The 25,824-nt window shown below is 59.7% G+C and carries 28 protein-coding genes; 11 read left to right on the top strand and 17 right to left on the bottom strand.

All coding sequences use genetic code 11. The annotated features are described in order from the left end of the window. Positions 1-199: 199 nt before the first annotated feature. Positions 200-478 carry a curli-like amyloid fiber formation chaperone CsgH gene (gene csgH, locus WG901_RS22820; RefSeq protein ID WP_339589443.1) on the top strand — a complete coding sequence of 93 codons (279 nt, stop codon included), beginning with the start codon at positions 200-202 and terminating at the stop codon, positions 476-478. 233 nt (positions 479-711) lie between these two features. On the opposite strand, the gene WG901_RS22815 is transcribed toward csgH, so the two are convergent. Beyond that, positions 712-1,575 (bottom strand): LysR family transcriptional regulator, encoded by an 864-nt coding sequence (locus WG901_RS22815; RefSeq protein ID WP_339589442.1) that lies wholly within the window; start codon positions 1,573-1,575, stop codon positions 712-714. 1,353 nt (positions 1,576-2,928) lie between these two features. On the opposite strand from WG901_RS22815, the gene WG901_RS22810 reads away from it, so the two are divergent. Next, entirely contained in the window at positions 2,929-3,552 is a 624-nt protein-coding gene (locus tag WG901_RS22810; protein ID WP_339589441.1) for a hypothetical protein, read from the top strand. Between the two features lie 255 nt (positions 3,553-3,807). Here the strand turns inward: WG901_RS22810 and WG901_RS22805 are convergent, their stop codons facing one another. Continuing rightward, positions 3,808-4,191: a hypothetical protein gene (locus WG901_RS22805; protein ID WP_339589440.1), complete on the bottom strand. Its 384-nt coding sequence runs from the start codon at positions 4,189-4,191 to the stop codon at positions 3,808-3,810. A 345-nt stretch (positions 4,192-4,536) separates the two neighbouring features. Between WG901_RS22805 and WG901_RS22800 the strand changes: the two genes are divergently transcribed. Together WG901_RS22800 and WG901_RS22795 are read left to right on the top strand one after the other, a co-directional pair. Beyond that, entirely contained in the window at positions 4,537-5,094 is a 558-nt protein-coding gene (locus WG901_RS22800; protein WP_339589439.1) for a hypothetical protein, read from the top strand. Positions 5,095-5,367: 273 nt separating this feature from the next. Next, complete coding sequence (locus WG901_RS22795) at positions 5,368-6,441, top strand: hypothetical protein (protein ID WP_339589438.1); 1,074 nt, start codon at positions 5,368-5,370, stop codon at positions 6,439-6,441. A 1,418-nt stretch (positions 6,442-7,859) separates the two neighbouring features. Here the strand turns inward: WG901_RS22795 and WG901_RS22790 are convergent. The 5 genes from WG901_RS22790 to WG901_RS22770 all read right to left on the bottom strand — a co-directional run bounded on the left by WG901_RS22790 (position 7,860) and on the right by WG901_RS22770 (position 9,981). After that, positions 7,860-8,087 carry a hypothetical protein gene (locus tag WG901_RS22790; RefSeq protein WP_339589437.1) on the bottom strand — a complete coding sequence of 76 codons (228 nt, stop codon included), beginning with the start codon at positions 8,085-8,087 and terminating at the stop codon, positions 7,860-7,862. A 500-nt stretch (positions 8,088-8,587) separates the two neighbouring features. After that, a complete protein-coding gene (locus WG901_RS22785; protein ID WP_339589436.1) occupies positions 8,588-8,773 on the bottom strand; it encodes a hypothetical protein in 186 nt (61 codons plus the stop codon). Between the two features lie 406 nt (positions 8,774-9,179). Beyond that, positions 9,180-9,362 carry a hypothetical protein gene (locus tag WG901_RS22780; protein ID WP_339589435.1) on the bottom strand — a complete coding sequence of 61 codons (183 nt, stop codon included), beginning with the start codon at positions 9,360-9,362 and terminating at the stop codon, positions 9,180-9,182. Between the two features lie 17 nt (positions 9,363-9,379). Continuing rightward, on the bottom strand, positions 9,380-9,730 hold the full coding sequence (locus WG901_RS22775; protein WP_339589434.1) for a hypothetical protein: 351 nt from the start codon (positions 9,728-9,730) through the stop codon (positions 9,380-9,382). Then, positions 9,730-9,981, bottom strand: a complete 252-nt coding sequence (locus WG901_RS22770) for a hypothetical protein (protein ID WP_339589433.1) — start codon at positions 9,979-9,981, stop codon at positions 9,730-9,732. The genes WG901_RS22775 and WG901_RS22770 overlap by 1 nt, the downstream gene beginning before the upstream one ends. 1,356 nt (positions 9,982-11,337) lie before the next feature. Between WG901_RS22770 and WG901_RS22765 the strand changes: the two genes are divergently transcribed. Further along, the gene (locus WG901_RS22765) at positions 11,338-12,084 is read left to right on the top strand and encodes an HAD-IIB family hydrolase (protein WP_339589432.1); all 747 of its coding nucleotides are present in this window, start codon (positions 11,338-11,340) and stop codon (positions 12,082-12,084) included. A gap of 324 nt (positions 12,085-12,408) precedes the next feature. Then, positions 12,409-12,627: a hypothetical protein gene (locus WG901_RS22760; protein ID WP_339589431.1), complete on the top strand. Its 219-nt coding sequence runs from the start codon at positions 12,409-12,411 to the stop codon at positions 12,625-12,627. A 131-nt stretch (positions 12,628-12,758) separates the two neighbouring features. Here the strand turns inward: WG901_RS22760 and WG901_RS22755 are convergent, their stop codons facing one another. From WG901_RS22755 to traA, 6 genes are all read right to left on the bottom strand, one after another. After that, on the bottom strand, positions 12,759-12,950 hold the full coding sequence (locus WG901_RS22755; RefSeq protein WP_339589430.1) for a hypothetical protein: 192 nt from the start codon (positions 12,948-12,950) through the stop codon (positions 12,759-12,761). A 544-nt stretch (positions 12,951-13,494) separates the two neighbouring features. Beyond that, a complete protein-coding gene (locus tag WG901_RS22750) occupies positions 13,495-14,406 on the bottom strand; it encodes a nucleotidyltransferase and HEPN domain-containing protein (RefSeq protein WP_339589429.1) in 912 nt (303 codons plus the stop codon). A 154-nt stretch (positions 14,407-14,560) separates the two neighbouring features. Next, positions 14,561-14,878 (bottom strand): type II toxin-antitoxin system RelE/ParE family toxin, encoded by a 318-nt coding sequence (locus WG901_RS22745; RefSeq protein WP_339589428.1) that lies wholly within the window; start codon positions 14,876-14,878, stop codon positions 14,561-14,563. Continuing rightward, positions 14,875-15,114, bottom strand: a complete 240-nt coding sequence (locus tag WG901_RS22740; protein WP_339589427.1) for a type II toxin-antitoxin system ParD family antitoxin — start codon at positions 15,112-15,114, stop codon at positions 14,875-14,877. The genes WG901_RS22745 and WG901_RS22740 overlap by 4 nt, the downstream gene beginning before the upstream one ends. Positions 15,115-15,173: 59 nt before the next feature. Further along, positions 15,174-15,821, bottom strand: a complete 648-nt coding sequence (locus WG901_RS22735) for a hypothetical protein (RefSeq protein WP_339589426.1) — start codon at positions 15,819-15,821, stop codon at positions 15,174-15,176. Between the two features lie 9 nt (positions 15,822-15,830). Then, entirely contained in the window at positions 15,831-18,653 is a 2,823-nt protein-coding gene (gene traA, locus WG901_RS22730; protein ID WP_339589425.1) for a Ti-type conjugative transfer relaxase TraA, read from the bottom strand. A 172-nt stretch (positions 18,654-18,825) separates the two neighbouring features. Between traA and WG901_RS22725 the strand changes: the two genes are divergently transcribed. Beyond that, on the top strand, positions 18,826-19,152 hold the full coding sequence (locus WG901_RS22725; protein ID WP_339589424.1) for a conjugal transfer protein TraD: 327 nt from the start codon (positions 18,826-18,828) through the stop codon (positions 19,150-19,152). Positions 19,153-19,168: 16 nt separating this feature from the next. Then, positions 19,169-19,405, top strand: a complete 237-nt coding sequence (locus tag WG901_RS22720; protein WP_339589423.1) for a conjugal transfer protein TraD — start codon at positions 19,169-19,171, stop codon at positions 19,403-19,405. A gap of 21 nt (positions 19,406-19,426) precedes the next feature. Here WG901_RS22720 and WG901_RS22715 read toward each other — a convergent pair whose 3' ends face one another. From WG901_RS22715 to WG901_RS22705, 3 genes are all read right to left on the bottom strand, one after another. Then, positions 19,427-20,323 (bottom strand): HNH endonuclease, encoded by an 897-nt coding sequence (locus WG901_RS22715; protein WP_339589422.1) that lies wholly within the window; start codon positions 20,321-20,323, stop codon positions 19,427-19,429. Between the two features lie 145 nt (positions 20,324-20,468). Continuing rightward, positions 20,469-20,705: a sigma factor-like helix-turn-helix DNA-binding protein gene (locus tag WG901_RS22710; RefSeq protein WP_339589421.1), complete on the bottom strand. Its 237-nt coding sequence runs from the start codon at positions 20,703-20,705 to the stop codon at positions 20,469-20,471. Beyond that, positions 20,702-21,610, bottom strand: coding sequence for an ArdC family protein (locus WG901_RS22705; protein WP_339589420.1), 909 nt, complete (start codon positions 21,608-21,610; stop codon positions 20,702-20,704). The genes WG901_RS22710 and WG901_RS22705 overlap by 4 nt, the downstream gene beginning before the upstream one ends. Before the next feature lie 611 nt (positions 21,611-22,221). Here WG901_RS22705 and WG901_RS22700 point away from each other — a divergent pair. Together WG901_RS22700 and WG901_RS22695 are read left to right on the top strand one after the other, a co-directional pair. Next, positions 22,222-22,437: a helix-turn-helix transcriptional regulator gene (locus WG901_RS22700; RefSeq protein ID WP_339589419.1), complete on the top strand. Its 216-nt coding sequence runs from the start codon at positions 22,222-22,224 to the stop codon at positions 22,435-22,437. Between the two features lie 66 nt (positions 22,438-22,503). Further along, a complete protein-coding gene (locus WG901_RS22695; RefSeq protein ID WP_339589418.1) occupies positions 22,504-22,698 on the top strand; it encodes a helix-turn-helix domain-containing protein in 195 nt (64 codons plus the stop codon). Positions 22,699-23,242: 544 nt separating this feature from the next. Here WG901_RS22695 and WG901_RS22690 read toward each other — a convergent pair. Next, positions 23,243-24,769: an HNH endonuclease gene (locus WG901_RS22690; RefSeq protein ID WP_339589417.1), complete on the bottom strand. Its 1,527-nt coding sequence runs from the start codon at positions 24,767-24,769 to the stop codon at positions 23,243-23,245. A gap of 567 nt (positions 24,770-25,336) precedes the next feature. Here WG901_RS22690 and WG901_RS22685 point away from each other — a divergent pair. After that, entirely contained in the window at positions 25,337-25,657 is a 321-nt protein-coding gene (locus WG901_RS22685) for a hypothetical protein (protein ID WP_339589416.1), read from the top strand. Positions 25,658-25,824: the final 167 nt, after the last annotated feature.

Here is a 25,824-nt window from a genome sequence, read left to right as displayed (position 1 = left end):
ACAGGCCGCGGCCCAGGCTCTGCAGAACGCCACGGGCGGCACCGGCACCGGCACCAACGGTGCGCCGGTCATCGTTCCCGGCGGCGGCACTGTCGCACCGCCGACCGGCAACTGATCGAGTATGTTTCGAAGCACAATCCTTAGCAGCGCCATTATTCTCGGCGGTTTAGTTCTAGGCGGCGCAACCAAAGGAAATGACGTGACCGAATGTTGGATCGCCGCGGAGGGGCAACTCTTCGTCGGGCACGTGAAGTCGCCGGCAAGCTTCGTTGCGCGCTATGAATTGATCGGCGAGAAGCGTGGTCCATCCGGTAATTCGGTTGTGCGTCAAGGTGGGCAGGTGACAATTGAGGCGAACAGGCCCGCGCACCTGTCGCAGGTGTCATTTGGCGCTTTAGGCGCGAGTGATCACTATTCCGTGCATCTGCGCGTGTTTGACGGCGAGCAGCTGGTTGGCGAAACCGTCATCCAAAACTAAAGTGACTGTCCACCTGCTTGATTTGCTCCGGTCGACGCGCAGATCCTAGAGAAAGACTGCTGCACGGACGGCTGCCTCTCTTATGCCGCTTCCAGAACGACAATGCGCAGACTGTCGCTGCACAGGCGGCGGCCTATCGGAATATGACGGTGCTTTGGCCAGCGCGACGATATTTTATCCCTTGTGGCAAGGTCGCGTCATTTCTCAGCGCCAAGCGGGCCGATCACCAACACCTATTTGAGATCAGTCAGAACGCTCCATAAAAACTCAGCGACGGGGCCGGCTTCCGCTTTGCTGCGGGCGACCGAAAGTGACGGGTGGAAAGGTATCTCAGGAGCTTGGGCGAACTGGATGAGCCGCCCCGCATCGAGATGTTCTTCAATGTAATGAAGGGGCAACCGGCCCCAACCGCAGCCGTCCAGAACCAGCGCTAGCTGCAGCAGACGGTTTGAGACCGTAATGCACCTGGGCGAGTGGCTGCACTCGTCATGATCATTGTCGCTCGTTAGCAATATCCGGGGCAGCGTTGGTCGTGTATCGCCATGGAAAGAAGCACTGATTGTACAGACGTCGGCAAATTCGATCTCTTTGATGGTCTTCCATTCAAATTGAACCGAGCTTTGATGCAGAACTGTGTCGAGCATCACAGCTGCATGGGCGTGGCCGGCTTCTAAGAGCTCGCGACCAAGACTGCCATCAGCGCCAAGAAGCTCTATTTCAGTCTCCGGGAACCTTCTGGTGACCTGCGAAACGATCGACTGGCACATCGATTGAGGAACCGCGTGGTCGATTGCGATCGCGATCTTTGGCTCGATACCCGTCGCGAGTACACCGGCCAAATTGTACAGCGAGTCGACCTCTGCCAAAACCGAACGGGCTTTCGCTACCAAGGCTTCGCCTTCCCGGGTGAACTGCACCTTCCACGAGGGGCGCACCAATATGGCGATTCCCAACAGCCGCTCTAGTCGCGTAATCGTGATGCTGACTGCAGGCTTTGATTTTCCGTTCAGCTCTGCGGCCTGCCCCATCGATCCCGTATCGAACACCGCAACCAGATCGGCCAGATCCGTGGGCGAGAGATTACGCTGTGGTTTCAAGTGGCCCCTCGGATTCTTCAACTCGCATGCGCCCTATCATTTGAAGGCACAATCTCAAATCTCGTAGTCCGCCCGTGGCCGTGTTGGCAATTTTGCGTGAAGGAATTTATCGACGGTCTGAGGGGCTGCGTTTGAGGTTTGACTAGCGAAGCTGCATGGGACCGATGCGCAGCGAAACGGCGACGGGTAGTCTTGGCGGTCGTGCCAGGTACGCGGGTGTTCTTACCTCGCCGTGAGCCGCGCTCGGGTCATCCCCGCGATTGTGATCCGAAACCCCGCGCTTTATGCAAGTCGAGCTGACAGGCCAGCGCTGTGGCAACGTCGTATGTTCAATCGTGCTTCTCGCGCAGTGGCAGGCAATTTCCGATGATGGGAAGGCGGACGCAGCAGTCGTCGCGTCCCTGCGGCGCTGGGGCACAACAGCGAGCTGTCGGGGATTGAGCGGTGATTGCGCCAGTTGTCCGCGGAGATAAATTGTGTCCCCCGCGGCAAATCAGCGGCCGCCCGGAACCGCCCAAAGACATCGAGAGCGATCACAAACGAGACCAGATTCGTCGATGCCCGCGCTCAGGTGCTGTCGAAAGGCTTGATCAATGGGGTGCAGCGCGAGGCCGAAACACGTTCGGCTGGCGCGATCGGAAGTATCGAAACATGCGCTAGGCAACGTGGAGATCCACCTCGGCGCGACGTGTGAGTAATACCTAAAGCGGGATCGCCCGTTCCAGGCGCAGCGTCGCGGAATTGTGGCAATGTAAAACGCTTCCGAAACATGCATAATTCTCAAAGAAAATGCCCGTTTTCAATGGCATTTGGCGGTCTACTTGTTAACCTCGGTTTTGGAGGGAATCGCCCTCTGGGGCAGATTGGATGCAGCGCGATTTACACAGCGGCGGGGGACAGCCGCCGGATGCTCATGTGGATGAAAATTTAACGTCGCAAAGTGGGTCGACCTGCCCAAATGAGGGTAGCGCTTCTCGGCGGCAGCCTTCAGAAAGTGAAAGACCTGAGGTAATAAAAGACCTTGAGTCGGGAATTCAATTTTTTTCGCGTATAGCCGGTCCTCTCGTGTTGATCGGTGTTCTGATCGCTATATTTCTTATAGTGTTGTAGGTAGCGCGGCTTGATAAACATCGGATACTCTTCTGGGTATCGGCAAAATTTGCGTTGAACTATGCAAATTAGATTTGCGCAGCGCGAGTATGTCGCCGTGGGATTTGCAAGAAGATCGTGATAATGTAGTTTGGCATCGTGGCTATTTTCTGGATTTAAAATAGAATATGGCCGTCGCGCCATAGTGGCGTTTGGGTAGGAATTTATAGGGTTTGACTCTGTGAGCTGCTTTATGAGTTTTGCATGTGGAACTGGCTGAGCAATCCTCAAGCGGCCATCATCATCGCGATGGTTGCCGTGCTTTTCGCAATAAGCGCAATTTTGTTCTCGTTTGCAGGCGCGACATACTCGGTGCGCCTCTCGAAGAGGTCCGCGATGATCTCCGCCCGGACCGCCAAGCAGATCAAGCACGCTGAATTTCGACAGGCCTGGATCCACATCCTGCGCGAACAGATGGCGATTTTCCAAGCAAAGGCATTCCTCCACCCCAACGAGACCTCAAAAAAGGATTCGGTCGCGGAAGCCATGCTGATGATCATGATGCTCGTCGATCGTCGTGACGTGCATTACGCAGAGTTGAAATCGTTGCTTCATCAAGTAATGACCGTAATCAGCCAGCCAGCCGATCCACTCAATCCCTTCAGCGATGGTTTGAACGCTGCATATCTTCCGGACAGACCCTTATTCGAGGCACAGGCTCGTTTTGTTGAGATATGCCAGGACATTTTGAAAACCGAATGGGAAATCACTAAGCGCGATTTATATGCGCTTCGCCCCCAATCCGAAGGCGGTCGTGGCGTTAAAACGTTATGGTCGATCGGACCGATACGCCTGGGGCATGTGCGCAATCAAAGTCCTGGGGGGTAGATAAAGCACTACGGTACGCAGTGCTAAAGTTTGTAAGCGGCGAGCCGGTCGAACGTCGCCCGATGATGATACAGAAAGTCTGACGCTGTGCTCCGGTGCGGAGGACCGACACTTGGCCTTCTCTAAAATAATCGGATCGAAAGAAGCTGCGTGGCGACATCTATAATGCGCTCGGTTGGGACCGGTGCGATCGCGATGAGCTCGGCCAGCCGTTAGCGGGTCACTCGAGGCTCAGCGCCCGAGTTTGAGGAAGCGTTACCGCTCCAGAACCATGTGTCTGATGCCCAGCGTGAGAACTTCGATGAGAGCGTCGGTGTGGGCGTGCGGGGGCGGATAGGCGGTTTCCGCCAACATGTCGGCAACGACAGTGATTGCGGCAACCGCCTTCTGCCCATTGGTGCCGATGTTCCGGACACTTAATTTTCGCCCAAGCTCGCGAAGAGTTTCGGATGCTGCCGTTGTGCGCCGAGCATCGAGATCGGGCTGAAGCATCATGTCCATTTCGACCCGTTTGAGAAGGAACTCGGGCCAGCGCAGATCATGGCTGAGGAGTCGCTGACCCGAGGCATCCTGATAGCTGCAAACGGTTGAAGAACGATTGACGCTCAGGTCCAGGACAAAGTGGTGCAGCAGCCTCACGAGAGCGTAAATACGCTGTCACGCGAGGGATGGAAATTTCATTGAACGGTTCGAGAAAGGGCTTTCGTTAGGAAAGGGAAATCCGCGTCGTGCCTCGACAGCCGAGCGCGGCTTCGCCGCATGAAATAGCGATCCTACTCCATACAGGGCCAGTACAGCCCAGTAGCGTGCTAAAACGCCGATCGGCACGCAGCGAGAGAAATGCGCAGAAGCGCTAGCCTGGCCGGGCGATTCCACGATTTAGTTAGGTCGCCGAAACCTAAGGTTCGTGGATCCGTTGCAAGGTGGTCGCATGAGTGAAGAGGCGTATCACATGTCTCCGGCTATCCGACCGAGGAGAGCAAAATGACCGATATCTCGAGCACTTGGAACGACAGCGCAAACGGCGTGGTTTCTGCGGTTTTCGACACCGATGACGAAGCCCGGGATGCTATCGAAGCTCTGCGGACCGAAGGAGTGAACGACGCCTCGCTGTCATTGATCACGCAACGTCGCGGCACCACCACCACTGCGAATGCCGACGGGGAGGTCGTTGACGAAGAGCACAGCAATTTGCTTCGCGGCATTCTTGGCGGCGGAGCCCTGGGTGCGGGCCTCGGCATCGCAGCTCTGGCAATTCCTGGCGTGGGCCCCTTGGTGGCAGCTGGCGCAATCGCCGCCACAGCGGTTCCAGAAGCTCTCGCCATCGGCGCAGTTGCAGGGGCCGCTCTTGGTACAGCGAACGAAGCCTTGAAAAACCACGGTGTCGCCGACGACGACGTCGAATATTATGGCAACCGGCTGAAGAGCCAAGGCGGGGTACTGGTTACCGTCCATCCTAATGGAGAGGCGAGCTTCCAGCGAGTGCAGCAGATCCTACATGCCAACGGCGGTCACAACGCTGCGCAGCCGCGCGCCGCCTGAAATAATTCGAGGAGGGCGAGGGGTTCAATCCTTCGCCTTCTTAGCGCCGGGATCAAGACACGGCGATGTTTCGCTTGCGCCATGATACCTGTGAACCCAACGGTTCGAGCAGGGACGTGGGGCGGGGGCTGTCGCGAATGTGGTTCAGACAGGGACAAAGAAATCTTTGTCCTGTTCGACGCTATTCAAGGGATTCTAAGCGTTACAGTGTGCGGCGAGCGCGGTCGGGGGCACCCGATCGAGCGCGCCGTCACCGACGTTTTGGAGAGACTGATGGAGCCGGACGATTATCTTCCGATGGTCCTGGAAGAGATTAAGGGGATCATGTCGGCCGATGGAATAGCCCTGTCCCTTCATGCCGATGACGCACCGCCGACAGTCGTCAGCTCCGATTTCGGTGAACTTCTAGATCGCTTCGATTCCCACCGAATCCTATCGACCCAAGGTGTCGACCCGGTGAAGGGGACAAGGCAGCAAAGTTGGCTAGATACAGAGATTGATGACCAAGCTTGGGACGTCATGCAAATCCCTATCAAGCCGGTGCCGGGCCACAGCCGACTTCTTTTGAGCGTATTTTTTCGCGACGCCACGCGGGATAGAAAGGCCGCAGCGGATCAAATCTATGCGCACCGGAGACCGTTTGCGCTTGGCTACTTTCACTTGTGGCAGTTAGCTCGTCAGAAGACACGACAGATCAACGCGTTTCGAACGGCGCTCGACGGCACGGGGATTGCTGTTTTTCTCTTGAACTCTTCGGGCGAGGTACTTTTCTACAATAATGCCGCCGGCGAGATGACGGTGGGGAGCGGATCGCTCGTGATACGCAAGGGCGTGCTCGAGACGACGCATAAAGAGAGCAGGGGGCGTCTGCGCATGGTTCTACACCATGTCGTCGAGATCAACCGGAGGTCGGAAGACGCGGCAGCCTCAGCCAACAAGGCTGTTGTGCTGTCGGTCGACCGCGCAGAACTACCCCCCCTCATTCTGTCGGTCATTCCGGGGGAGCATGCAGCTGTCGATAAAAACGACGTGGCTGCGATTGTCTTCGCGCTGGACCCATCGCGCGAGATCAAGTCAATCCTCGAGCCAATCTGCCGAATCTATAGTCTCTCGCCGGTAGAGACCCGACTAACCTGTCTGCTCGTAAGCGGATCCACGGTGGGAGAGGCCGCGGTGGACATGGGTATTAAAGAGGCGACAGCGCGAGGCTACCTCAAACAGGTTCTGCGAAAAACCAAGACGGAGCGCCAGTCAGATCTGTTGCGGTTGATGTTGACGAGCGCGATACGCATGGCACCCAACATAGTCCCGGAAAGCGTGACGCGCGTTCTTGAAGCTTCAGCCTAGACCAACCGAAGTTGTGATATGGCCTGGTCGTAGCGGGCGCTATCTCAGACCTTCTGCGTTTCGCACATTGTCCGCAATTATGGCGCTTCCAATGCTTCCCCACCAAACATCCATCTCGAGTCCGCCTGCCTCAAGCGCAGCTCGAATGTCGGTTCTAGCCTGAGCTTCTGTCAGTGCAGCGAACGTGCGTCTTGTAAGGCCACTATGAGTCCCGACCACTGCCGCTAGTTCGTCGTTGGGCATCGCCGGTGAATGCCCCCAAGTGTCATGCAACGGCCGCTCGCAAATCGGTTGCGCCGTTACCGTAGGGAGCGAAGATACGCAGATGGCTAGGAGCGGCAGAATCGACATGAGATCTCCCTGTTCATTAACCTCAACAGTTCGAACACCCATCCGTTCCCGTAGCCTTGGACTGGCATTCGCTGTCGGGAGGGCCGCGGGACGGACGGCCAAGGCGAACGAGGACATTAGCAACTAGCGACACGGCTATGACTTGCTGGCAAATTCTGCGTTACGAGTTCCGCCAGCGGCGCTCAGGAGAGCTTTGTCCCTCTCGTCACGCAAATCGACCAAATTCAAACACCGAGCGTTTGGTCTGCCGAAGCAGAGCTGAAAACAACGTTCTGCCAATTTGCGAATCTCAGTCGGAAGGTGGAGGACTGAGATACCAGACCCCGCGTGGCACGGTATGCTCGCACATCTAATGCGGCGATTTCGGGGCACGAAGAAAGTGAGTGTCACCCGCTTCAATGCTGCCCACTCCGAGTGCCCAACCTTTCGAGAATTCCAAATGGCGTCGATTTCGCTCGCTCCACCCTCCACAGAGCGTGATCCATATCCAAAAGAAAACCCCCACCGAAGCGGAGGTAAGTTGGAAAGTAGTCGGTCATCTCAAGTGGGGCGGGGGGAGCCAGAGTTTCGCGACCGTTGCTCAGACTACTCTCGAACGTTGCTTATAGTTCCAAGGTTTCCCCTTTTTTTGTATTCCCGGCATGCGCGGCGGTTATTTGTTGGGGTCATTCCTCACACGATGGCGTGATCGAAAGTGGAAGAGAGCTAAGGACTGGACGGGAGGTTACGGAGGAAGCACCGGCCGACCCGCCTGAAAAATCGAGCCAGCCGCGCTAGATGGGCCGTGGAGATACCGCGCGAGGCCCGGCCCATGACCGGCATATCCGCCGTCATGATGGTTGATATTAACATCGCCCAACTGGTCACGGCGAACGGCGCGTCGCTGGCCCGACGCACGCGCGCTCGCTAGTACCTTGGAGGCAGACCAAATTGATAGGTGGCGATTTGGAACTGCCTTTCCTGCGCGGCCATGTGGAAAGGCTTGACCCCGTTAGGCGTGGAGCGTGTTTCCGCGTCGGCCAGGAAGAACTCCTCCTCGATCCCGAACTGATAGCTCGCTGCCACAGCTAAATCCGATCCCCGCTGTGCGTCACGAGCTCCTCGCGGGCAGCGTGCAGGGCGATCACGCGGGTGCGCGCGTGATGAATTTCATCGACATCAGCAAGCTCGCGTTCGGTCGAGGATGATTTGTCCGCCTCGGCCGTCGCCAGTGCGACAACCGCGCTCCGATAGGCGCCCTCCGCCGAAACGATTGCTGCGTCCAAGGCACTCACGAGATCTTCGGTTGCGACCATTTCATTTTCCTGTTCGAGGTCTTCGGGTAACGCGCGAACGGGTGCGGGGGTGCCTTGCATCATCGAATAGCTGCGTTCAACGCGCAGGGTGTACGCTGACCGATGTCACCACAGGGTCAACTAGGTCCGTCTCGCTCAACTCGAGGCAGTTCGGTGCTGGGCTGGGGTCGCGCTTGCGCAACGAACGACGACTGAAAGAACCTAAACGTCTTAGGCAGTCAGTGGCCACCCATGTCAGTTCGAGTGCGATTGAGGAGAGTTACCGGAGTTGCGGCAAAAACGCCTCATTCGCTATTCACCGGTGAACTTCGCGACAAGCTGCACTAGATCCGCCCAAGACAATCCTCGTCAGTCAGCGATGCTAGAGCGCCATTCAACTCGATAAGAGACGCGGCCAGCAGCTCAGGAATTGGGCCGATCGAGATGGGCAAATGCGATCGTCGTGAATCGCTCAGCGCATTGGGCGGCCTGCTTAATCCGCCACTCGATGTCACTCGCGTTCATCCGGCAACACCGTAAACATTTCCATCCTTATCCGGGATGCCGAGCACGTCGAGAATGCGGTTATAGGCCTCGATTAGATCCGCCGGATCCCGGATCGGAAAGCTCACGCAAGTATCCTTGAGGGCCACTTCGACGTCCTCTTGGGTCGCAGATCGAACGAGCCGGGGAGTGAGCTTGGTCACGATTCTCTTCGCTGAATGGGTCGATGCCGGCTCCACCGATTGTCACGATGTCGAGACAGTCCAATGGTCCATGCCTGGCGTTCGTCAGGAAAACTGGAGGCCTGGGCTAGCGGCCTATTCATGAACTCGCGCCAGAGCTCGAAAAAACTATCGCTGCTCAATCCGCTCGATGCCGGCCCCGAAGTGTTACTTCCCTCGCTGTGCACTCGATCGCTCTCCCATCAGATTGCGTGCGTCACAACGGAGCAACAAGCCCAGGGTTCCGCGCAGACTAGAATCCATCCACCGGTCAGGCCCAGCTGACCGCGTGGACAGCTTTTATGGTCCTGTGGACGTGCAGATCAGGACGCCCAAGCCCTCCAATAGAGGGCGCTCGACCTAACTCTTTAGGATTGCCAAGCAATTCTCAGTTGCCGCCGCCTTTGCTTATGAGCTCGCCTAACTGCCGTGAAAGCGACCTGCCGCTGAAGTGGCTTTCAAGGTTCGCGTAGCCTTCACGTTGCAGGACCTTCCGGATCTCCGTAACCGTTCGGCATTTCCCCTCACGCGCCAGTTCGAAGGCGCGGGCGATCGGATCGTTGGTAGGCAAGTGTTCTCCTAATTAATTCAAGGCGTCGGATGCCCATGAAAGCGGTCGCTGCCGGGTTCTCTCCATTGTGGCAGCACCTCTGCCCTGACCGCGAATCGCTGATGCGCCCCCAGCGGTTCGCGGCTTTCACCCTGAAGGATTGACGACAGCCCAATAGGCTTTTCGGAAAACGGCTCCCTGTCGAAAACCGGAGCTCCTCGTTTCTTCTCGGTCTCCCTTGGAAATCCAAGATCACTTGCCCAGTCGGTACCGACCCCATGAGCAAGCTGGGGCGAACCGGCCGCGGTGCATAGCAACATCAAGCAAGGGTCTCTGCGATCATCCGGCAATTCCTCAAACGGTTTCCAGTCGATGAGTTTCACCTCCATCAACCTTCCTCCAGCGCAGCGTCTATCATACGTTGCCACGCCTTCAGGGCTGTGCCGTCATCGAACCGCATCTCTCGATAAACGGCTTCCAACATCGCCTCGCTCGGCTCTCGAAGGGCTTCCAGGACAGCGCGGGCCTTGCCCACATAGGTGGTCCAGTAGTGGTCGCCGTTGTTCGACAATCCGACCCTATCTGGATCGTGACCCTCGTTATTGCATAGCGACCGCGCGGCCAGTTCAAGCGGCGTCATTGAGCTTCTCCCCAAGGTGACTCGGTTCGCAGAACCGTTTCGCAACTGCTCGGCCCAACGTTACCCACGCGTCGCGGCCCAGCAGGAAACGTTGCCGCTCAGCCTCCGATACTGCTGTGGCAGCTTCACGGTCGCACATCGCTGCCTGTTTAAAGTAGAAGAGAAACTGCTCGTTCGTCATGAGCGCTTAACGCAGCAGCCTCGGGCGGCGTTTCCAAAAACGCGGCAAAGGTCATATCGTGACGGCAAAAATTCCCTCGCTGCAGTGTGGGGCGCAGCGAGGGAACCGTAGGGCCGTCTGTGGGGTCTCCTGGCGGGCCAGGCAGCAGACAACGGCTCAACGTGGGTGCTGAATCCGAAATAGCACCAATCTAGATTAAGGCTGACGAGCCGATGCGGTAAAACGAGCTCACCATCTGCCAGTCAGAGTTAGTCCGTCATCCATGACGACGATTTGGATGAATCCATGTTGCCGAAAACCCGCGCGGATGAGCAATGCGTTGCTCCTTGCAATTATCCCGCTCGCCTCATGTGCGCTTACGGCTGCGCAGAGCCGGAATGCGTATGACTGAGACTCCATACTCTCGAGATGCTGACACAAGAGCCCTCAACGCGCAGATTTGGACGGGCGCTGAAGTGGCAAGACCTAGAAACAGCTCAGCGCCCGAACAGGTTCGCCTGTAGGGCGTTCGGTGGAATCCTCTCGGCAGAGCATGTGAAGCCGCGTATTTCGGCTCGTACCCTTCAATTGCGCGAGAGCGTCTGTCGACCAATCTCGAGCCGACAATCTGTGAGGATTTCACGGGCCTCACGTAATTGTCGATAAGATCGTGGGCGTTAGTCACGACTTCGGGAGGCTGGAAGGGCTCAAGGCTGAAGTCGGGCAGAACTCGGGGACTGGGCTGGGGCGTACGGTCGCAGCGCTACAACCTTGATGTCACCGCGTCCGCTGCCGACAAGGGCGATGGTGTAAAGGCGCTGACAAGCTGCCACGGCGTTTCGCTCGCGGAACCGCGGTGATCGACGACAACTTCGACGATATCGCCATGATCAGGGTCGCGGGGCGCGCAGTCGCGATGGGCCAGGGCGCCTGAAGATGTACGGATGGCGGGGGACGCCGTGACCCTGCTGAGCAGCGAAGACGGGCTTGCCCATGCGATCGATACGACGCTCGATGGCGCGTCCCAAAGTTCATCGCATTCCTAGTCATCTTCACGTCGGGATGATGGGCCAAGCCTGCCGACCGGCTCGAAGTCGCGCCGGTGACCGATGCATGGTCTGACATTGCGGTGGGAACCGCGCGCGACGAGCGTAGTTCGTCCGCATCGGAAGCGCTGTGAACAGGAGTACCGCCGCTTGAAGAAACTCGTCGCCTTTGATCTCGATGGAACCCTCGCTGAGAGCAAGCAGCCGTTGAAAGAGGACATGGGCGAAGCCCTTGCAGACCTGCTGGGAGTCGCTGAGGTGGCAGTCATTTCTGGCGGCGATTGGCCGCAGTTCGAAAAGCAGGTGGCATCCCGCCTGCCTGGTCACGCCGATCTTTCTCGGCTTTGGCTGATGCCGACCACGGGGACGAAGCTCTACACGAATCGTGGCTCGGGATGGGGCGCCGCCTACGCGGAACTCTTCAACGAAGGCCAGAGGGCTCGAATCCTGACCGCATTCGATGAATCACTGGAGGCGACCGGCTTCGTGCCCGAGCGTACCTGGGGCGAACGCATCGAGGATCGCGGTAGCCAAATCACGTTTTCCGCCCTGGGCCAGCAGGCGCCGACTGAGGCGAAGGAGGTTTGGGATCCGGACTTCGCCAAGCGGAAGGTCATCCAGGCGGATCTCCGGACGCGCCTCCCCGGAATGTCGATCAACATGGGCGGGGCCACTTCGATCGACATCACTCGTGAAGGCGTGGACAAGGCCTATGGGCTGAAGCGGCTTCGGGATGAAAGCGGCATCCCACTCGATGCGATGATGTTCATCGGCGATGCGATCTTCCCAGGTGGGAACGACTACCCTGCGAAGGAATTGGGCCTCGACACTGTTCGCGTCCGCGATCCGCAGGAGACGCTATCGGTGATCGCGGCGATCGTCGCCTGTCTCCGTTGAATAATCCTAACTGTCCTGCAGGAGCTAAAAGCGCCGCAAGAGAACTTCCTGAGAATGCGATCCGCGAGCTCGGCTACGATGTGGTCTGGCATGGCCAGAAAAGTTGGAAGTTTGGGACCATGCGGGTTTGCGGGGGGGGGCGAGTGACTATCGGCACGTTTGATATCCTCCCGAATGGTTCCACTCTCGATGTATGCCGACTTATTCAGTGTGCTCCGGGATCTCGTGCCGATCCGGAAGAATGCGTCACCACATCCGGCGGTCGAGGGTGTGCGGAGGAACCAGCAGGGCTACGGGACGCTTCGTCTGCGAATGGAGACGCGCATGCACACTGAAGAAGACGGCACCGAGATCCATCTGAGCAAGACGGAGGCCCGCGCAGGATCGCGAACCAAGGTCAATCGCAACGCTCTCGTCGGCGGCTTAGTCCTGGTGATCGTTGTCTTCACGATCATCCTGGGATTCGGCTTTTTGCAGACTGACAAGACCGGTGCAGACGAGGTGAATGCGCAAAATGTCGCAGCGAGCGATGCGGCGCCCTAGCCAAACGAACGAGTAACCCAAGCGCATTATCGGTCTCGAGCGGTACGCAAGGCGACCTGGATCACCCGCTGTGATCGGGATGCCGGTGCGCACGGCGATGCTGCCTTGTGAGAAAACGATACCGTCGGGTCCTACGAAGCCATCATGTTCTGGTATTTCACTTTCTCGTGCGGCTCAGCGGTTTTGTTGAGAGGCCCTGTCGTGGCACGAACCTGCTCGTCTCGAGCAGCTTGAGCATACTCGGCAAGGAACAGATGACGGCTCGACCAGCCGTAGACACGGCGCGAGGCAAGGCTGATGCCGAAGCCGAAGCCGCCGCCCATGCTTCCGTGGACCATGCGAAATTCGCGTCGGGCGAACGTGGACCTGTCTTGTGGATGACGGGCCACCCGATCTCGACTGCCACATGGCGCGCAATACACCCTATGCCGACTAGCTCGCTCGACTGGGCTGCGCGATACTTCCGCTCCACCGCCGCCTAGCGGGACGGATAACGCGCTCGTGATCGACTACCATCCGCACCGCGCGCTCGCGGACTTCCGGGGGCGAACTTGTTCGTTGTCTTGCTCACACAGGCTCCACATTTTCACGAGTTGGAGCCTCCGGCAAACCCTGGAGGGTTCAGACCGACGGGGATAGCCATCCAAAGCGGCTCGGCAGCAATGGCGGCCGTCTTAATTTTGGGCGAAACGTGGACCGGAACGATATGACAGAGAGCTTCAACCGCTACCACGCCGAGCTGGGCGCTATCTGACGCTCGCAGGATCCGTTGGGGCGACCTGAACGGAAGGCGATTCAGGCAGGCCAGCGGTTGCGACGCGGACTTTCCGGATCTTCCAACTCTAGCCGGCATTGGCATCTGGCGCGCTAGCGCCGGGACAACTCAGCAATCCTTTGCTCGCAAAGCTTCGCGACGATGTCCCGAAGTCGCTTCACCGAGGTGTAAAGCGCACCGAGATTCTCAAGCGAAATGCTGTAATTCGCCGAATAACGCGCCTCAACGTAAGCCCGCTTTAAGAGTTCGAACCGCCGACGATCGAGCTTGGTTCCACTTGGCCACGCTTCGATCAAACGTTGGTCCTTGCCCTCGGAGAGTGAACGCAGAAACTTGATGTTGTGTGACTTCGGAAAATAGAACGTCGTCACCAGCAAGAAGCATGCATAGGTGGTCTCTGCGGCTTGATGGAGATTGAAAGCGGCTTTGTTCAGCCAATCCCGACTGAGGTTGGGCTTTCTAAGAATGTCATGGGTCATCTCAAGCCAATTGTCAGTCGACTCTAGATAACTAAATAAATACCGCTCCGCCATCCTCACTGCGTCGAACTTGGAAAGCGGCATCGGTGCCGTCAAAGGGTGGCCAGGCAGCTCGTAGAGCAGGATTCCGTCCCGAACGATATCCGTCCAGAAGTACTCGCCGCGCTTCAGCGCCTGGTTCACATCGCTGAGGTCGTGAACGATGATGTTGACCTGCCGCCCGATCGCCGCGTCGCGTAGGATCCGATCCTCGGCGATGTACCAGTACTCGGAAACGTCGGTGAGCTTCTCGTGGCTGACGACCACCAGCAGGTCGAAGTCCGACTGATACCCGCTCTTAGGGTCATCCACCCAGTCGCTGCGAGCGTAGGAACCGAAAAGTATGACCTTGAGGATCTTGCCTTCGCGCTTCCACGTAGAGTTGCCCAGGACGATCGCCTTCTCGAATTCCTCCATGAGAATTCGAACGGCCCGCTGAAGCTCGTTTTGCTGCTTAGCCGGCAGATGCGAAAGGTCATCGTGCATGCGTTAGGATGCCAGAAGGTCGATGCGAGCAACCGACGAGAGACCATGCGAGAACATGCCAGATTCTCGCCGCTCGCCGTGCAAAATGCAATGGTGCCGAGCCAGAACTGCATCCGATTTGAGGAGAGGAAGAAGACCCATTCCTTGTGCCGTCCTACTCGGCCATCCATGCCGGAATATCCCTCGGGGCAAGGAGCACGCGCCAGACATCGATGTGATCGTCGCGCTCCAGATAGAAGACCAGATAGGGAAACCTGCGCATCTTCCGGCTGCGCAGGCCAGGAAGGTCCAACTCGTGCGCATACCGCGGCGATCCGGTGCCCGGCCGGCTTCCGATAGCGCGATAGGCCTCCGACAGTGCGTCAATGAATCGCAGCGCGAGGCCTTCCCCTGCCTCGTCGCCATAGTGATCGATCGCCTCCTCGACATCCCGGCTCGCCAGCTCACGAGGAACAACGGGCTTGCCGGTCACTTGCCCGCGCGGTTGCGGACACGATCTCGCAATCCGTCAAAGTACCTCTCGTCCGCGACCTGGCACGGCGCACTCGCCGCTCCATCAAGCAGGAGGCCGCGCAGCTTCTGCCGGTCCTGGTCCTTGCGGATCAGTTCGCGGACATACTCGCTCGACGTACCATAGCCGCGTCCAGCGACCTGCTCGTCCACGAAGGATTTGAGCGTTTCAGGCAGCGAGATGTTCATCGTGCTCATGCTGTTCAGAATAAGGCGATTGGCAAAAATTGGCAAGAACACGTCCCGCCCTCATCACTCTAGCGGCGCGATTTGCGACGATTGCGAGGGACAGCATTGCTCGGCGTCGCCGTGGGCTCGGCGATGACAGTCAGCCGAGGCTCGCGCTCGCGAGCAAGCCAGTAAAGCTTGGCGCCCGCATCCTTCATGGGGAGGCCCATGGTTTTGGAGGCCATCCACTCTGGGACGTGCCAGCTTTCCGGCAATAAGCGAGCTATCGGGCCGGGAATAATCGACCAGACCAGCATTCCGATCGCGACGAAACATGCCGCGTGCAAGTGCTCCTTCCGTTTGTCGCGATGGGCGGCCTGACCGCGCTCTACGATCCCATCGATCCGGCCGACTGCCTGCGCCATCGCGTTCTGCGCTTCGATGAGCATCTGCCGGTCTTCAGCTCTGATCACTTGGCTTAGCGCGACGATCTTCTCGTGCACGGCCTCGTGGGTCAATTTCACCGCAGGGCTGCTCTCGATCCTGGCCAGGCCAGCGCGAATGGATTTCAGCGACTGCTCCATGGCGGAGAGCGTCGGCGTGTAGTCGTGCATGCGGTCGGGCACCGCGGCGAGGTTCTCGACGTGGCGCTTCATAAGGATGACTTCGCGGCGCAGTTCTTGGAAGGCCTGCGACGGGTCGATTTCGGCGATGTCGGTGTCTTGGTGCTGCGTCATCGCAACAAGCTAACGCCCAAGCCCGCGGCTACGCGAGCGGTCGAGCCAGCTTTGGAGTTCTTGAGACAACGATTCCCTCTTGGGCATCCCGATTCCCAGTTCCCTGGCCCGATTTCGAAGCAGCGACTCGATCTGAGGATCGCGTTCGAGGCTTCTCGCCATCCCAGTCATCTGGTCCCGCACGCGCAATGCCGCATCGTGGTGCCCGTCTCGATCGAGCGCCTTGAACTGCCGCGCCTGGCGCTGCCATTCGGCGACGAAGCGGTCGGCGCGCTGAGCGTTGCTGATTCGAATCTCGCTCTCCAGCGCCATGGCACGGATCGCAGCGGCGGTGCGCCCTTTGACAGCATCGGCGAGCAGTTCGGGCGATCGAGTCATCGCGTCGCGCAGATCACGTGCAGCTTCGGGCCGGATAGCATCGAGCGCCTGGATGGCAGCTCGGACCGCCTCGCGCTGATGCGGCAGCTCTTCGAGGCCTTTCTCTCGCATCTGGAAGATGTCGGCGACGGCGCGGGCGTAGCGTTCAACAGCGGGGCCGATCGGCCCCACTTGCGGTCCGGCCGTTGGGCGGGATTTGAGGCGCAGGCCGGCGAATGGATTTCGGGCCGGCGCTCGATCGGCTTCCGGAGCGGCGTTCGGAGCGATGCCGTAGTCGGACGTCATGTCCTTGCCACGCTCGCGGCTGAGCGTGCGGACTAGCTTACCTTCATCGGCGAAGTCGTCGCGACCATAGTGGAGATCGACCCGATCGCGATGGCGCGAAAGCGCGACATAGGCGGCATGCCGATCTAGCCCCGGCGTTGCGAGCACATGGACACGGTCGACGGACATGCCCTGCGCTTTGTGGATGGTCGCAGCATAGCCGTGGTCGATATGAGCATAGTCCTTGATGTCGAAGGCAACGGCCCGGCCGTCGTCGAGCAGGACCGCCATGCGCGCATTGGTCAGGCTCTCAACCGTTCCTAACGTGCCGTTCTTCACGCCAAGCCCACGATCGTTCTTGAGGAACATGATCCGATCGCCCGATGCAAAAGCCCGTTTCCCGCGCTCAGCGCCGATCGTCACATCCTGGCCCAGCGCGCCAGCCGCACTCAGCCGCTCGCGAGCGGCGAGGTTGATATCGCGAACCTCGTCGTTCGTGTGGGTGAGGATGATCTGGCTTGCCTTCGGCTCGACCATCCGATCGCGATCCCATCGATCGACGAGATCGGCCCGCGCCTGGTCACGCGTCTCTGCCGCATGAACAAGGCCAGCTTCCTCGTAAGCACGGATCGCTTCGCCGGTCCGTCCCGTTGCAAGCTGCCGCGTCGCATCGCGCTGCCAGTCCTCGCGCTGCCGGCGGATCGCGGTGATCTCGACTCCGCCGTGGCGCTCGGCGATCGACCGGAAGGCGGCTCCCGCCTCGATTGCCTGCAACTGCTCGGGATCGCCGACCAGCACGACCTTGGCGCTACGCTTCTGTGCTTCGGCGATCAACCGCTCCATCTGGCGTGTGCCGATCATGCCCGCCTCGTCGATGACGAGCACGTTCTTGCTCGTCAGCAGCTCGCGTCCCCGCGCCCACTGATGTTCCATGCTCGCGATCGTTCGCGAGGCGATGCCCGAACCACTTTCGAGGTTCTCGGCGGCAATACCGGAGAGCGCGAGACCCTGGACGCGATAGCCGGCGGCTTCCCATGCCTCGCGCGCGACGCCGAGCATCGCCGACTTGCCGGTGCCGGCGTAGCCAATGACGAGACCCAGATCCTTACCGCGCGTCACATGTTCGAGCGCGCCGCGCTGCTCGGACGAGAGCATCATTCCGCGCGCCGCGGCGCGCGCAAGCGCGATCTCGCGATGGCGATCGGCAACGGGATGATGGCGCCCTTGCGACAAGGCCGTCGTCACCTTCTCCAACCGCCGCTCGGTCTCGATCATCGCGCGCGACGTGAAGCGCTGCTCGCCGCGTCCGTCTTTGCCCAGCGCCACCAGCTCGGGCGCAGCTTTCACCGCGGCCAGGACGCGATCGAATTGCTCCTTCCCGTCGCTGTGGCGATGGACGAAAATTGCGAGGTCGCGTTGGGTGAACGTGGCCTGCTGGTGCGTAATCGCATCGAGCGCGAGCGAAGGCCGCGCGAGTAGCCGCTCCCCATTGGCCTTGGCGATCTCGCGATGCTCGCCAAGGCGCTCGGGCTCCAGACCCTGCTCCGCCATGCGCGAAGCGGCCGGACCGATCTTGTGCTGGGGTTCGAGGTCGATGCCCTGGGCTTCGAGACTGCGATGATCGACGCGCGCGTCGATGTCGAGTTCGGTAAGGCGCTGGTTGACGTGCTCGGCCCAGGCACTGCGCCAATGCTCGAGCAGGTCAGTGCGGTTCCAGTCGCGAACCTTTGCGCTAAAGCCCTCCTCGCCGACTTCGCGCATGGTCAGCATCACATGGGCATGCGGCTTGGGCAGACCATCGGCGCCCATATCCCAATGCACGTTGATATCGGCGACCATGCCGCGCGCGACGAACTCACGGGCCACGAACTCGCGCGCCAGCCGAATGCCCTCGGCCTGGTCCAGCTCGCGCGGGATCCCGAATTCGATCTCGCGGGCGAGCTGCGCGTCCTTGCGGATCTCGGCCGCCTCGACCGCATTCCAGAGCTTCTGGCGGTCGTGCCATTCCTCGAAAGCGCCATCGGGCAGCATCACTTCAGAGTGGATGACGCCGGCCTTGTTGGTGAAGTCATGATGTCTATCGAGCCGCTGGTCGTGCAGCCGCGAGGCCGAACGATAGGCCGCCGCCGCGAGCGCGCTCGATCCGTTGGCGCGCGAGATGACCTTCGCCGTGAAATGGTAGATCGCCATGACGGCGATCCATTTACACCGCAAAGCGCACGTCGGCACGACGTATAAGCGCGCCCTCGAAAGATTTCATCAATCTCGGGACATCGAAGTCTCAAGAGATTTCAGACGGTTGCGACTAATCGAGACAGCCGATAACTGAACGGTCCGCCCACATCAACTGGAGGCCGGACCGATGCGCAAGCCCCGTGACTTCGATGCCGAACTGAAGGCGCTCACTGACAAAGCGCGCCTACTTAAGAGCCGCAAGCAGGGCCAGCTCGGCGAGCTGGTGATGGCAACCGGCGCCGACGCGCTGACGCCTGAAGAGCTGGCTGGCGCGCTGCTCGACGCCGGCGCCACAATCGACACCGCCCGGAAGGAGGCGTGGCGCAAACGCGGCGCCGAGTTCTTTCAGAACGGCGGCGCCGCGGCTCGCCGCGGATCTCGCAAGCTGCAGAGCGGCGCAGCGCCGAACGACGGCGGCGCGTCATCGACTGCAGGCCCAACAGGCGCGCCATGACACCCGGGCATGGCAGGTGAAGAGGCGCGAGCGCACGCGGCATCTGATCGAGCTGGGCGGCCTGATCGTGAAAGCGGGCATCGTCGAACTGGCCGAGGACGATCGCGCCGTGATGCTCGGCTTGCTCATTGAGGCGGCAGCAAAACTGCGTGGCGAGGATCGCGAGCAGTCCCTGACGCTGTGGCGTCGGCGCGGCATGCGTGCCTTTCACGATGCGCCGGGCAATGCGGTGCGGATGATTGGGTCGGATTGAGGAGCGCCAGCTCTTCCAAGGTCAGCGCTTGAAGCAGTTCTCGCGATGCCAGGTCAGAAAGCCTGGATGAGGTCGATCCGAGATCTTTGCGGGCGGCAGAGCAAACCCGCTGCGATTGACCAGTGCGCGGATGCTGTCTGCGTCGTTGGCTTGGCGGCTGATGAGGATCTCCAGATCGTCGCCGAGGCTGATCAGCCCGCGATCGAACATCCAATGCACCGTACCCGACAGGGCGATGCCGTTGTTGACGATGTCGGGCCCGCCGCGTTCGACCGGACGGATGTGCGCGGCTTCAACCTCCGCGCGGCCGCCGCCATTGATCAGCTTGAGTCCGGTGATCGCGCAGCGCGCATCGTAAGCCGTGACGATCCGGCGGCGGAAGAGACGATCGCGCACGATGCGCGATCCCAGATAGGCGACGCGGTCTCGCTCGATTTCGTAGACTAGAGGTATGCGCTCTTCGCGCAGCACGCCGTCCAACTCGCTGTCGACGCGCGGTAGGAAGTCGCCTTCCTCCGCGGTACCAAGGTCGATGATCCGGTTGAAGTCCTCGATCGACAGCGGCCGCACCGCGGACTGCGCGCGACCCGAGATCTTGCCGTCCGTGTTGAGCACCCCGCGCTCGACCAGACCGAGGGGACCGTTGAACGGTACCGGGTTGACGAAGTCGAGATAGGAGCCGGGCTCAATCAGCGCGAGATACATGTCCTTCGCGGTTGGATCGGGCACAACGTCAGCGACGTTTGCGACGGCGAAGTAGCCTTTCGAGGCCCGAACCTTGCTTGGCTCGTAGTAGACAATCCAGTCGCCGATGCAGGCGCTGACGCGGCCGAGATATTGGCGCGGAAACTGATACCGTTCGGCTGGGCTGTCATCGTAGATGGAATCCGACTGATGAATGAAAACGCCCTTGCCCATGGGACATTGATAGCGGCCGCAAAGGCCCGCTGGAATCCCTGATCGTGCCTTTGAATTTCGCGTCCCGCGTAGACCGCATGCGCGGGCATGGTCTCGAAAAAGCCGCCCGATGGCTCGCCATCGGGCGGCGTGATTTTCACCACAGCTATAGGCGTCGCCACCAGGGCTCTGGATCGCGAAACGCTAGCACCAGGATCAGAAGCGCAGCGGCAAATTCAGCCTCGACCTGGCGAACACCGATGCCGTGGCGAGCGGCGAGTTCAGGGTAGCTCCCGTCCTCAAACCGCATGGCCAGGAAGATCGCGCGCTGTCGCTTGGTCATCCGCCGCAACGCGCGCCGGCCCCGCCGTCCAAAGCGACGGGGAGACACGGACCCGGTCATGAGCGTTGCTCCCCGAAGGCCCGGAGATAGTCCGCCGCCTTGCTGGCGAGACTTGCCGCACGAAAGATCGCCCGGTTGTCGGCGCGCAGCACTTCGAGCCATGCACCGATGTAATCCGAATGCCGAACGGTCGGCACGATGCCCAGAGCCGCGCAACTGAACGCGCTACATAGCTCGGCGACGAGCTCTTCGCGCGCATAGGCCGCGCTGCCGAAGGGGCTCCTGAGATCACGGTCCAGCCGGCTGGCAGCACCCGTCCAATGGCCGAGTTCATGCAGCACCGTCCGATACCAGTTGATCTGCTCGGGATAGGACTGCTGATGCGGAACCTCGATCCGATCGCTGCCCGGCATGTAGCAGGCGTGCAGCGTGCCCATCTGGATGTCCGCGCCGGTGGCCGCGATGAAAGCCTCCGCCTGTGGGATCGTCTCGCGATCGCCAAGCGCCGGAACGTCCTGCCCATAGAGTTCATCGGGCAAGCCTTCGCACTGCGCAACGTTGAACACCGTGAAGCGCTTGAGGAAAGCGATCTGCCGCCGCTCCTCGCCCTCGCTTGCGGTCCCGTTCGGATCCTTGGGCGTGAACTTGTCGGCATAGCAAACGGTCGTGCCGTGCTCGCCCTTGCGAATGTGCCCGCCGAGCGCCTGCGCCTGTCGGAAGGTAAGCCAGCGCTGCGCGGTAAAACCCTGCTCGAATAGCGCATGCCAGAGGATCAGGATGTTGATCCCCGAATAAGCCCGCCCGCTGCTGGCATTGCACGGCAGACCGGCAATCGTGACACTGCTGTCCCACGGCTGCACCCATGGCAGCCTTCCGGCTTCCAGCTCTGCGATGATGCGGTTTGTAACTCCGGCATAGAGCGTGTCGATAGGGCGCTGCTCGCCTGCGTGATGCTTGTAGGCCATGTCCATTCCACTCCTTCAAACCACCGCAACCGGCGCCGGAATGGCGGGTGGGCGGCAGGAGAGAACCGACAGACCCGCCAAAGGAGGCGGGGCGCACCCGAAGGGCCGGAACGGAGAGGAGGACCCCGGCGCAGCCGGGGTTGCGGCACGCCGCGGCGGGACTACCGGGTAGCGACGCCCACCCGTCAGACCGATGCCGGAGGCCAACGCCATCGCGCCAAAGGTGCGATGACCATCAGGCCGGATCACCGCCCCGGCGAGGATCGAACGTCAGGGCCGGTCCATCGTCAGCGAATCGGCGGAGAAAACGCCCGAGTCGCGGCTCGGTGGGTCGTTGAATAGAGCGAATCTCTCCCTGAGTGAGGGCGCAGGAGCAGTATAACTTTGTAGCACACCCCAATTCCGAAATATATTTTCGGCCAGTTCACGGCACGGTGTGCAGATATCTGCCGTCACCTACCGACATATGCCGACATGTGCCGACATATGCCGACTCCCTTGTTTAACCAGAACTAGGACTGCGCATTTTGTCTATTGCGTTCTAGCCCGTTGGCACGCAGTCTTGCTCCACGAGCGAGTTCAACAGCTCGCAGGATGTAAGGAGAAATATCATGTCATCCGAAGGGACTGACCGAATTCTTAAGCTTCCTGTAGTCCTCGACCTCACGAGCCTCAGCCGGGCTACGCTCTATCGCAAGATTGAGGCCGGCACTTTTCCTCGGCAAATCAGGCTCAATACCCGGCGTACCGGCTGGCGGGAGTCTGAGGTCAAAGAGTGGATGCGAAACCCGATCTACTATTCGGTCGAGGACTACCGCGCCTCATAGGCAAAGCAATTTTATCTGTGTTCACCGGCAGAGCTACGGCCGCCAGAGATCATGAAGGATCCTCCCATGGACGAAAAAGATAATGCACGGCGATTGACCGTCCGTATCGGCAAAGCTTGCGACATGACCGGGATTGGCCGAACTAAATTCTACGAGCTGATCCACGACGGCGAAATCGAGGTGATCAAAGTCGGAGCGATGACACTCGTTCCAATCGCATCGCTGGAAGCCTTCATCGCTTCGCGACGGATGCAACAGTAATCACCCTGGCGGTCCTGAGTGACGGTGGCCAACAGCTCCTTTGAGATCGCGAGCCCGCTATGACCTGGGGTGCCGCCGGATCGCCCAGACGAGAGTAGACAAACTCGTGATCAATGCGGAAACGGCGACAATCCAATCGGGAATTGCAGCTGTCATAGTCGTGCTCCTTTACGTTCCGTGTAACCTATTTGGTTATATGTAGGAAAACGAAAAGTACGCGCGGCAATCCCTTGAGCGCGGATGGGTCGCGAGGCTGCATTCTTTAGCGAACTTTGGCCTAGGCTATTCGGGTTTGCCCAGGATCGGCCAAGAGATCGGCCAACGAGTATCGAAAGATGCGATGTAAACGCGAGTTTTCAGCAATTTCCTTCGCCCTCGGTACCGGCCACCACGAGACGTTCACGGCGGGGCAGCTCGCGACCAGCTCAAGACATTCAGCGTCATTGATGTGAGCGGCGGCTCTTGCTGAAAGCCGCCCTTCGGGTCGCGCAAACCAGCCGGTTCCCTTTTGGCGAAGCTCTGTCTTTGGCCGTCGCCGTTTCAGCTACCGATAGTCGCGCGGATCGATATCGTCGGCGAACCGCCTCTCCATTTCACCGTAGCCCCCACAAGCTCGGCACTCATCCCGTTTGTTCGCCTTACTCTTGCACAAGGGGCAGACGACGAGCTCGTAGTCGCGGACATCGACGCGATCGAGATAGCGGCGATCGAAGCTGCCCTCTCCTTGGCATGCGGGACAATCTTCACCGCGCAGCTTGCCCAAACCCTTGCAGACCGGACACTCGGCCAACTCATAGTCTTGCAAGTCCACTTCGTCGGCGAAGCGGCGCTGCATGGTGCCTTCACCTCCGCATTCCGGACAATCCGAATGTTCGTGGCGCCCCGATCGCTCGCACAGCGGGCACGCAACGATCTCGTAGCTTCGGACGTCGAGCATATCGAGGTGACGCCGCTCCATGTCGCCTTCGCCGCCGCACGCATGGCACGTCGTGCCCTCGTAATTCCCGGAGCCTTCGCAGATAGGACATTGCACGCGCCGATAGTCGCGAACGTCAATGCGGTCGGCGTAACGCTGCTCCATTGTGCATTCGCCACCGCAGGCTGGGCAAGTCTCACCCTCGTACGCCCCTCCACCGTCGCACAGCGGGCAGTCGACCTTCGTGAATTGGCTAAGGTCCAGCCGCTCCGCGTCACGCTCCTCAATCTCACGATCGCCATCGCAGACCGGGCAATCGTTACCGTCATATCGCCCCGTGGTCTCGCAAAGCGGGCAAGCCACCATGCCGAGAGCCGCGACATATTCGCTGCGGACGGTGCTGGCCGCTGAGAGACGCTGTCTGACCGATCGTTTGCTCTGTGCGAGTTCGCCGATCTTGGCCGACACGGTCTGGAAGCCGTTGTAGCGTGGATCGCTTTTGGACATCGGCGCCAAGGTCGGAAGCTTGTCGAGAATGTCCTTGGCGACCGTTTCGATTGCGCCGACCTGTTCCTGAGTCTTGGCGCTCGCCAGCTGTTTGTTGAGCAGATCGCAGTTTTCCAGCGCTGTGAGTACCTTGAAGCTAAGCGCGGCCTGCATGCGCCACAGCATGACCTTGTAGCGTCGCAAGGACGTCTTGAATCCGGCTACGAATTCGACTTCATCGTCGGCCGGACCGAATAGCCCGCCATCATAGGCCGTATGATGGTTACTGCAGAGCCAGAGCAAATTTTCCGGATGATTGTTGTCAGTCTTGGCGACCGGGTCGAGATGGGCGGCCTCGCAGGTGTCCTTATGACCCTGGCAGATCGCACAGGATCCGTTTGCCTCGTGCTTGATTTCGCGCCGGATGCCCGCCGGTATGACGGGCCGCTGCCCATTCTTGCGGGGCCATGGCTGCTTGAGCCAAGCGTCGAAAGCAAGAACCTCGTCGCGGTCGAAAAAGACCGTCCCATTCTCTTTTTTGGCAACCTTCAGCTTGCGAGCGAGACCGCTCTTCGGGGCATGGCCGGTGAGCCAGCGAAGCAGGTCCGGCGACATGTAGGTGATCGACGCCGCCTCATATTCGCTGATGATGTCGGTCTTCTTGGCCATGACAAACCCCCTGCGCGCGCCGTCGTCGCCTAGTCGCGCAACAACGCGGTCGCGCATCGCGCTTCAGCTAGGAGCACAGCAGGTTTTCATCAACATGTGTCTTGGCGAGTGACATCGGCAAGCGTCGAGCGGTTGTGCTTCGAACCCTTAACTCAAACTTGACGGTTGGATTGACTGCTGACTCGCAAGGCAGCTCGACCCGATCGCCTAGCTGAAAGCCGCCAGTCGCCCAACGGGCGAGCAAGCTAAAGAATCGGAATCTGAATTAATGGCAGAATTCGGGGCGCGTTGGAGTTCCTCCGGATGCCGGCTTTCGACCAAAATACGCCATTCCGATCCAGCGCTTCGTATGGCGGCTCACGCCGAAAGCTGTAGGTAAGGCTACGCGAAGCTGCGGTCGCTTTCGGGAATTCGGGCGAACTGCGCTGAGTTCGCTGTCAGGTGGCTGCGGTGTCGTTGCGCTAGACGTTGATCAGCCGCTCTGGATGTTGCGATCTTCCACTTGAAGGTGGATGGTCCCGACCCGAAATCGGCGACCGCCTCATCGTTCGCAGTGGAGACGTTTACGTGATCAATTTTCCGGGCGAGGCTGGTAACGCCCTCCATAATCAAGCGATGCCAAAGGCGATCCTGTTCGCCCTCGGCAGTCTGGAGCGCGCGGAAGGGCACCGCCGGTCCGTTGATTGGTTCAATGATGAGTGCTTTCGGGTTACCCCAAGAGTGGATCAGTTACAGCTTAGGGAGGTGTTGAAGGGTCTCGTTGCGCAGGAATTTGTCGTTTTCCATAGTGACGCTTTTACTCTGACGGACGCCGGCGAAGCCTATCTGGACGACGCGCGCAAGGCTTGGCCGGAGCTTCAAGAACCGTCCCGCCCAATGAATGACTGACTCTGGGCGGGTAGCCTTCTGCCTGCAAAGGGTGGACGCTGACGGCAGCGTCTCAATGCCCATTGCGCGGCATTTGATTTAGGAGGTGTGGTGTGGGATCTGGATCGAAAGTTGTCGTGAAGGCGCGCGGGTCGACAGGTCCCAAGGCGAAGAAAGGGTCAGGGTCA

This window comes from Novosphingobium anseongense, from assembly GCF_037482895.1.
Lineage (GTDB): Bacteria > Pseudomonadota > Alphaproteobacteria > Sphingomonadales > Sphingomonadaceae > Novosphingobium > Novosphingobium anseongense.
Note: the sequence above shows the minus strand (reverse complement) of the source record. Positions and strands in the feature narration are given on the sequence as shown.

Excerpts from the sequence above, each read along its gene's own strand:
- WG901_RS22810 (WP_339589441.1), top strand. The coding sequence starts at position 2,929 with ATGTGGAACTGGCTGAGCAATCCTCAAGCGGCCATCATCATCGCGATG.
- WG901_RS22800 (WP_339589439.1), top strand. The coding sequence starts at position 4,537 with ATGACCGATATCTCGAGCACTTGGAACGACAGCGCAAACGGCGTGGTT.
- WG901_RS22795 (WP_339589438.1), top strand. The coding sequence starts at position 5,368 with ATGGAGCCGGACGATTATCTTCCGATGGTCCTGGAAGAGATTAAGGGG.
- WG901_RS22790 (WP_339589437.1), bottom strand. The coding sequence starts at position 8,087 with ATGGTCGCAACCGAAGATCTCGTGAGTGCCTTGGACGCAGCAATCGTT.
- WG901_RS22775 (WP_339589434.1), bottom strand. The coding sequence starts at position 9,730 with ATGGAGGTGAAACTCATCGACTGGAAACCGTTTGAGGAATTGCCGGAT.
- WG901_RS22770 (WP_339589433.1), bottom strand. The coding sequence starts at position 9,981 with ATGACGCCGCTTGAACTGGCCGCGCGGTCGCTATGCAATAACGAGGGT.
- WG901_RS22760 (WP_339589431.1), top strand. The coding sequence starts at position 12,409 with ATGCACACTGAAGAAGACGGCACCGAGATCCATCTGAGCAAGACGGAG.
- WG901_RS22755 (WP_339589430.1), bottom strand. The coding sequence starts at position 12,950 with ATGGGCGGCGGCTTCGGCTTCGGCATCAGCCTTGCCTCGCGCCGTGTC.
- WG901_RS22750 (WP_339589429.1), bottom strand. The coding sequence starts at position 14,406 with ATGCACGATGACCTTTCGCATCTGCCGGCTAAGCAGCAAAACGAGCTT.
- WG901_RS22740 (WP_339589427.1), bottom strand. The coding sequence starts at position 15,114 with ATGAGCACGATGAACATCTCGCTGCCTGAAACGCTCAAATCCTTCGTG.
- WG901_RS22735 (WP_339589426.1), bottom strand. The coding sequence starts at position 15,821 with ATGACGCAGCACCAAGACACCGACATCGCCGAAATCGACCCGTCGCAG.
- traA (WP_339589425.1), bottom strand. The coding sequence starts at position 18,653 with ATGGCGATCTACCATTTCACGGCGAAGGTCATCTCGCGCGCCAACGGA.
- WG901_RS22725 (WP_339589424.1), top strand. The coding sequence starts at position 18,826 with ATGCGCAAGCCCCGTGACTTCGATGCCGAACTGAAGGCGCTCACTGAC.
- WG901_RS22715 (WP_339589422.1), bottom strand. The coding sequence starts at position 20,323 with ATGGGCAAGGGCGTTTTCATTCATCAGTCGGATTCCATCTACGATGAC.
- WG901_RS22710 (WP_339589421.1), bottom strand. The coding sequence starts at position 20,705 with ATGACCGGGTCCGTGTCTCCCCGTCGCTTTGGACGGCGGGGCCGGCGC.
- WG901_RS22705 (WP_339589420.1), bottom strand. The coding sequence starts at position 21,610 with ATGGCCTACAAGCATCACGCAGGCGAGCAGCGCCCTATCGACACGCTC.
- WG901_RS22700 (WP_339589419.1), top strand. The coding sequence starts at position 22,222 with ATGTCATCCGAAGGGACTGACCGAATTCTTAAGCTTCCTGTAGTCCTC.
- WG901_RS22695 (WP_339589418.1), top strand. The coding sequence starts at position 22,504 with ATGGACGAAAAAGATAATGCACGGCGATTGACCGTCCGTATCGGCAAA.
- WG901_RS22690 (WP_339589417.1), bottom strand. The coding sequence starts at position 24,769 with ATGGCCAAGAAGACCGACATCATCAGCGAATATGAGGCGGCGTCGATC.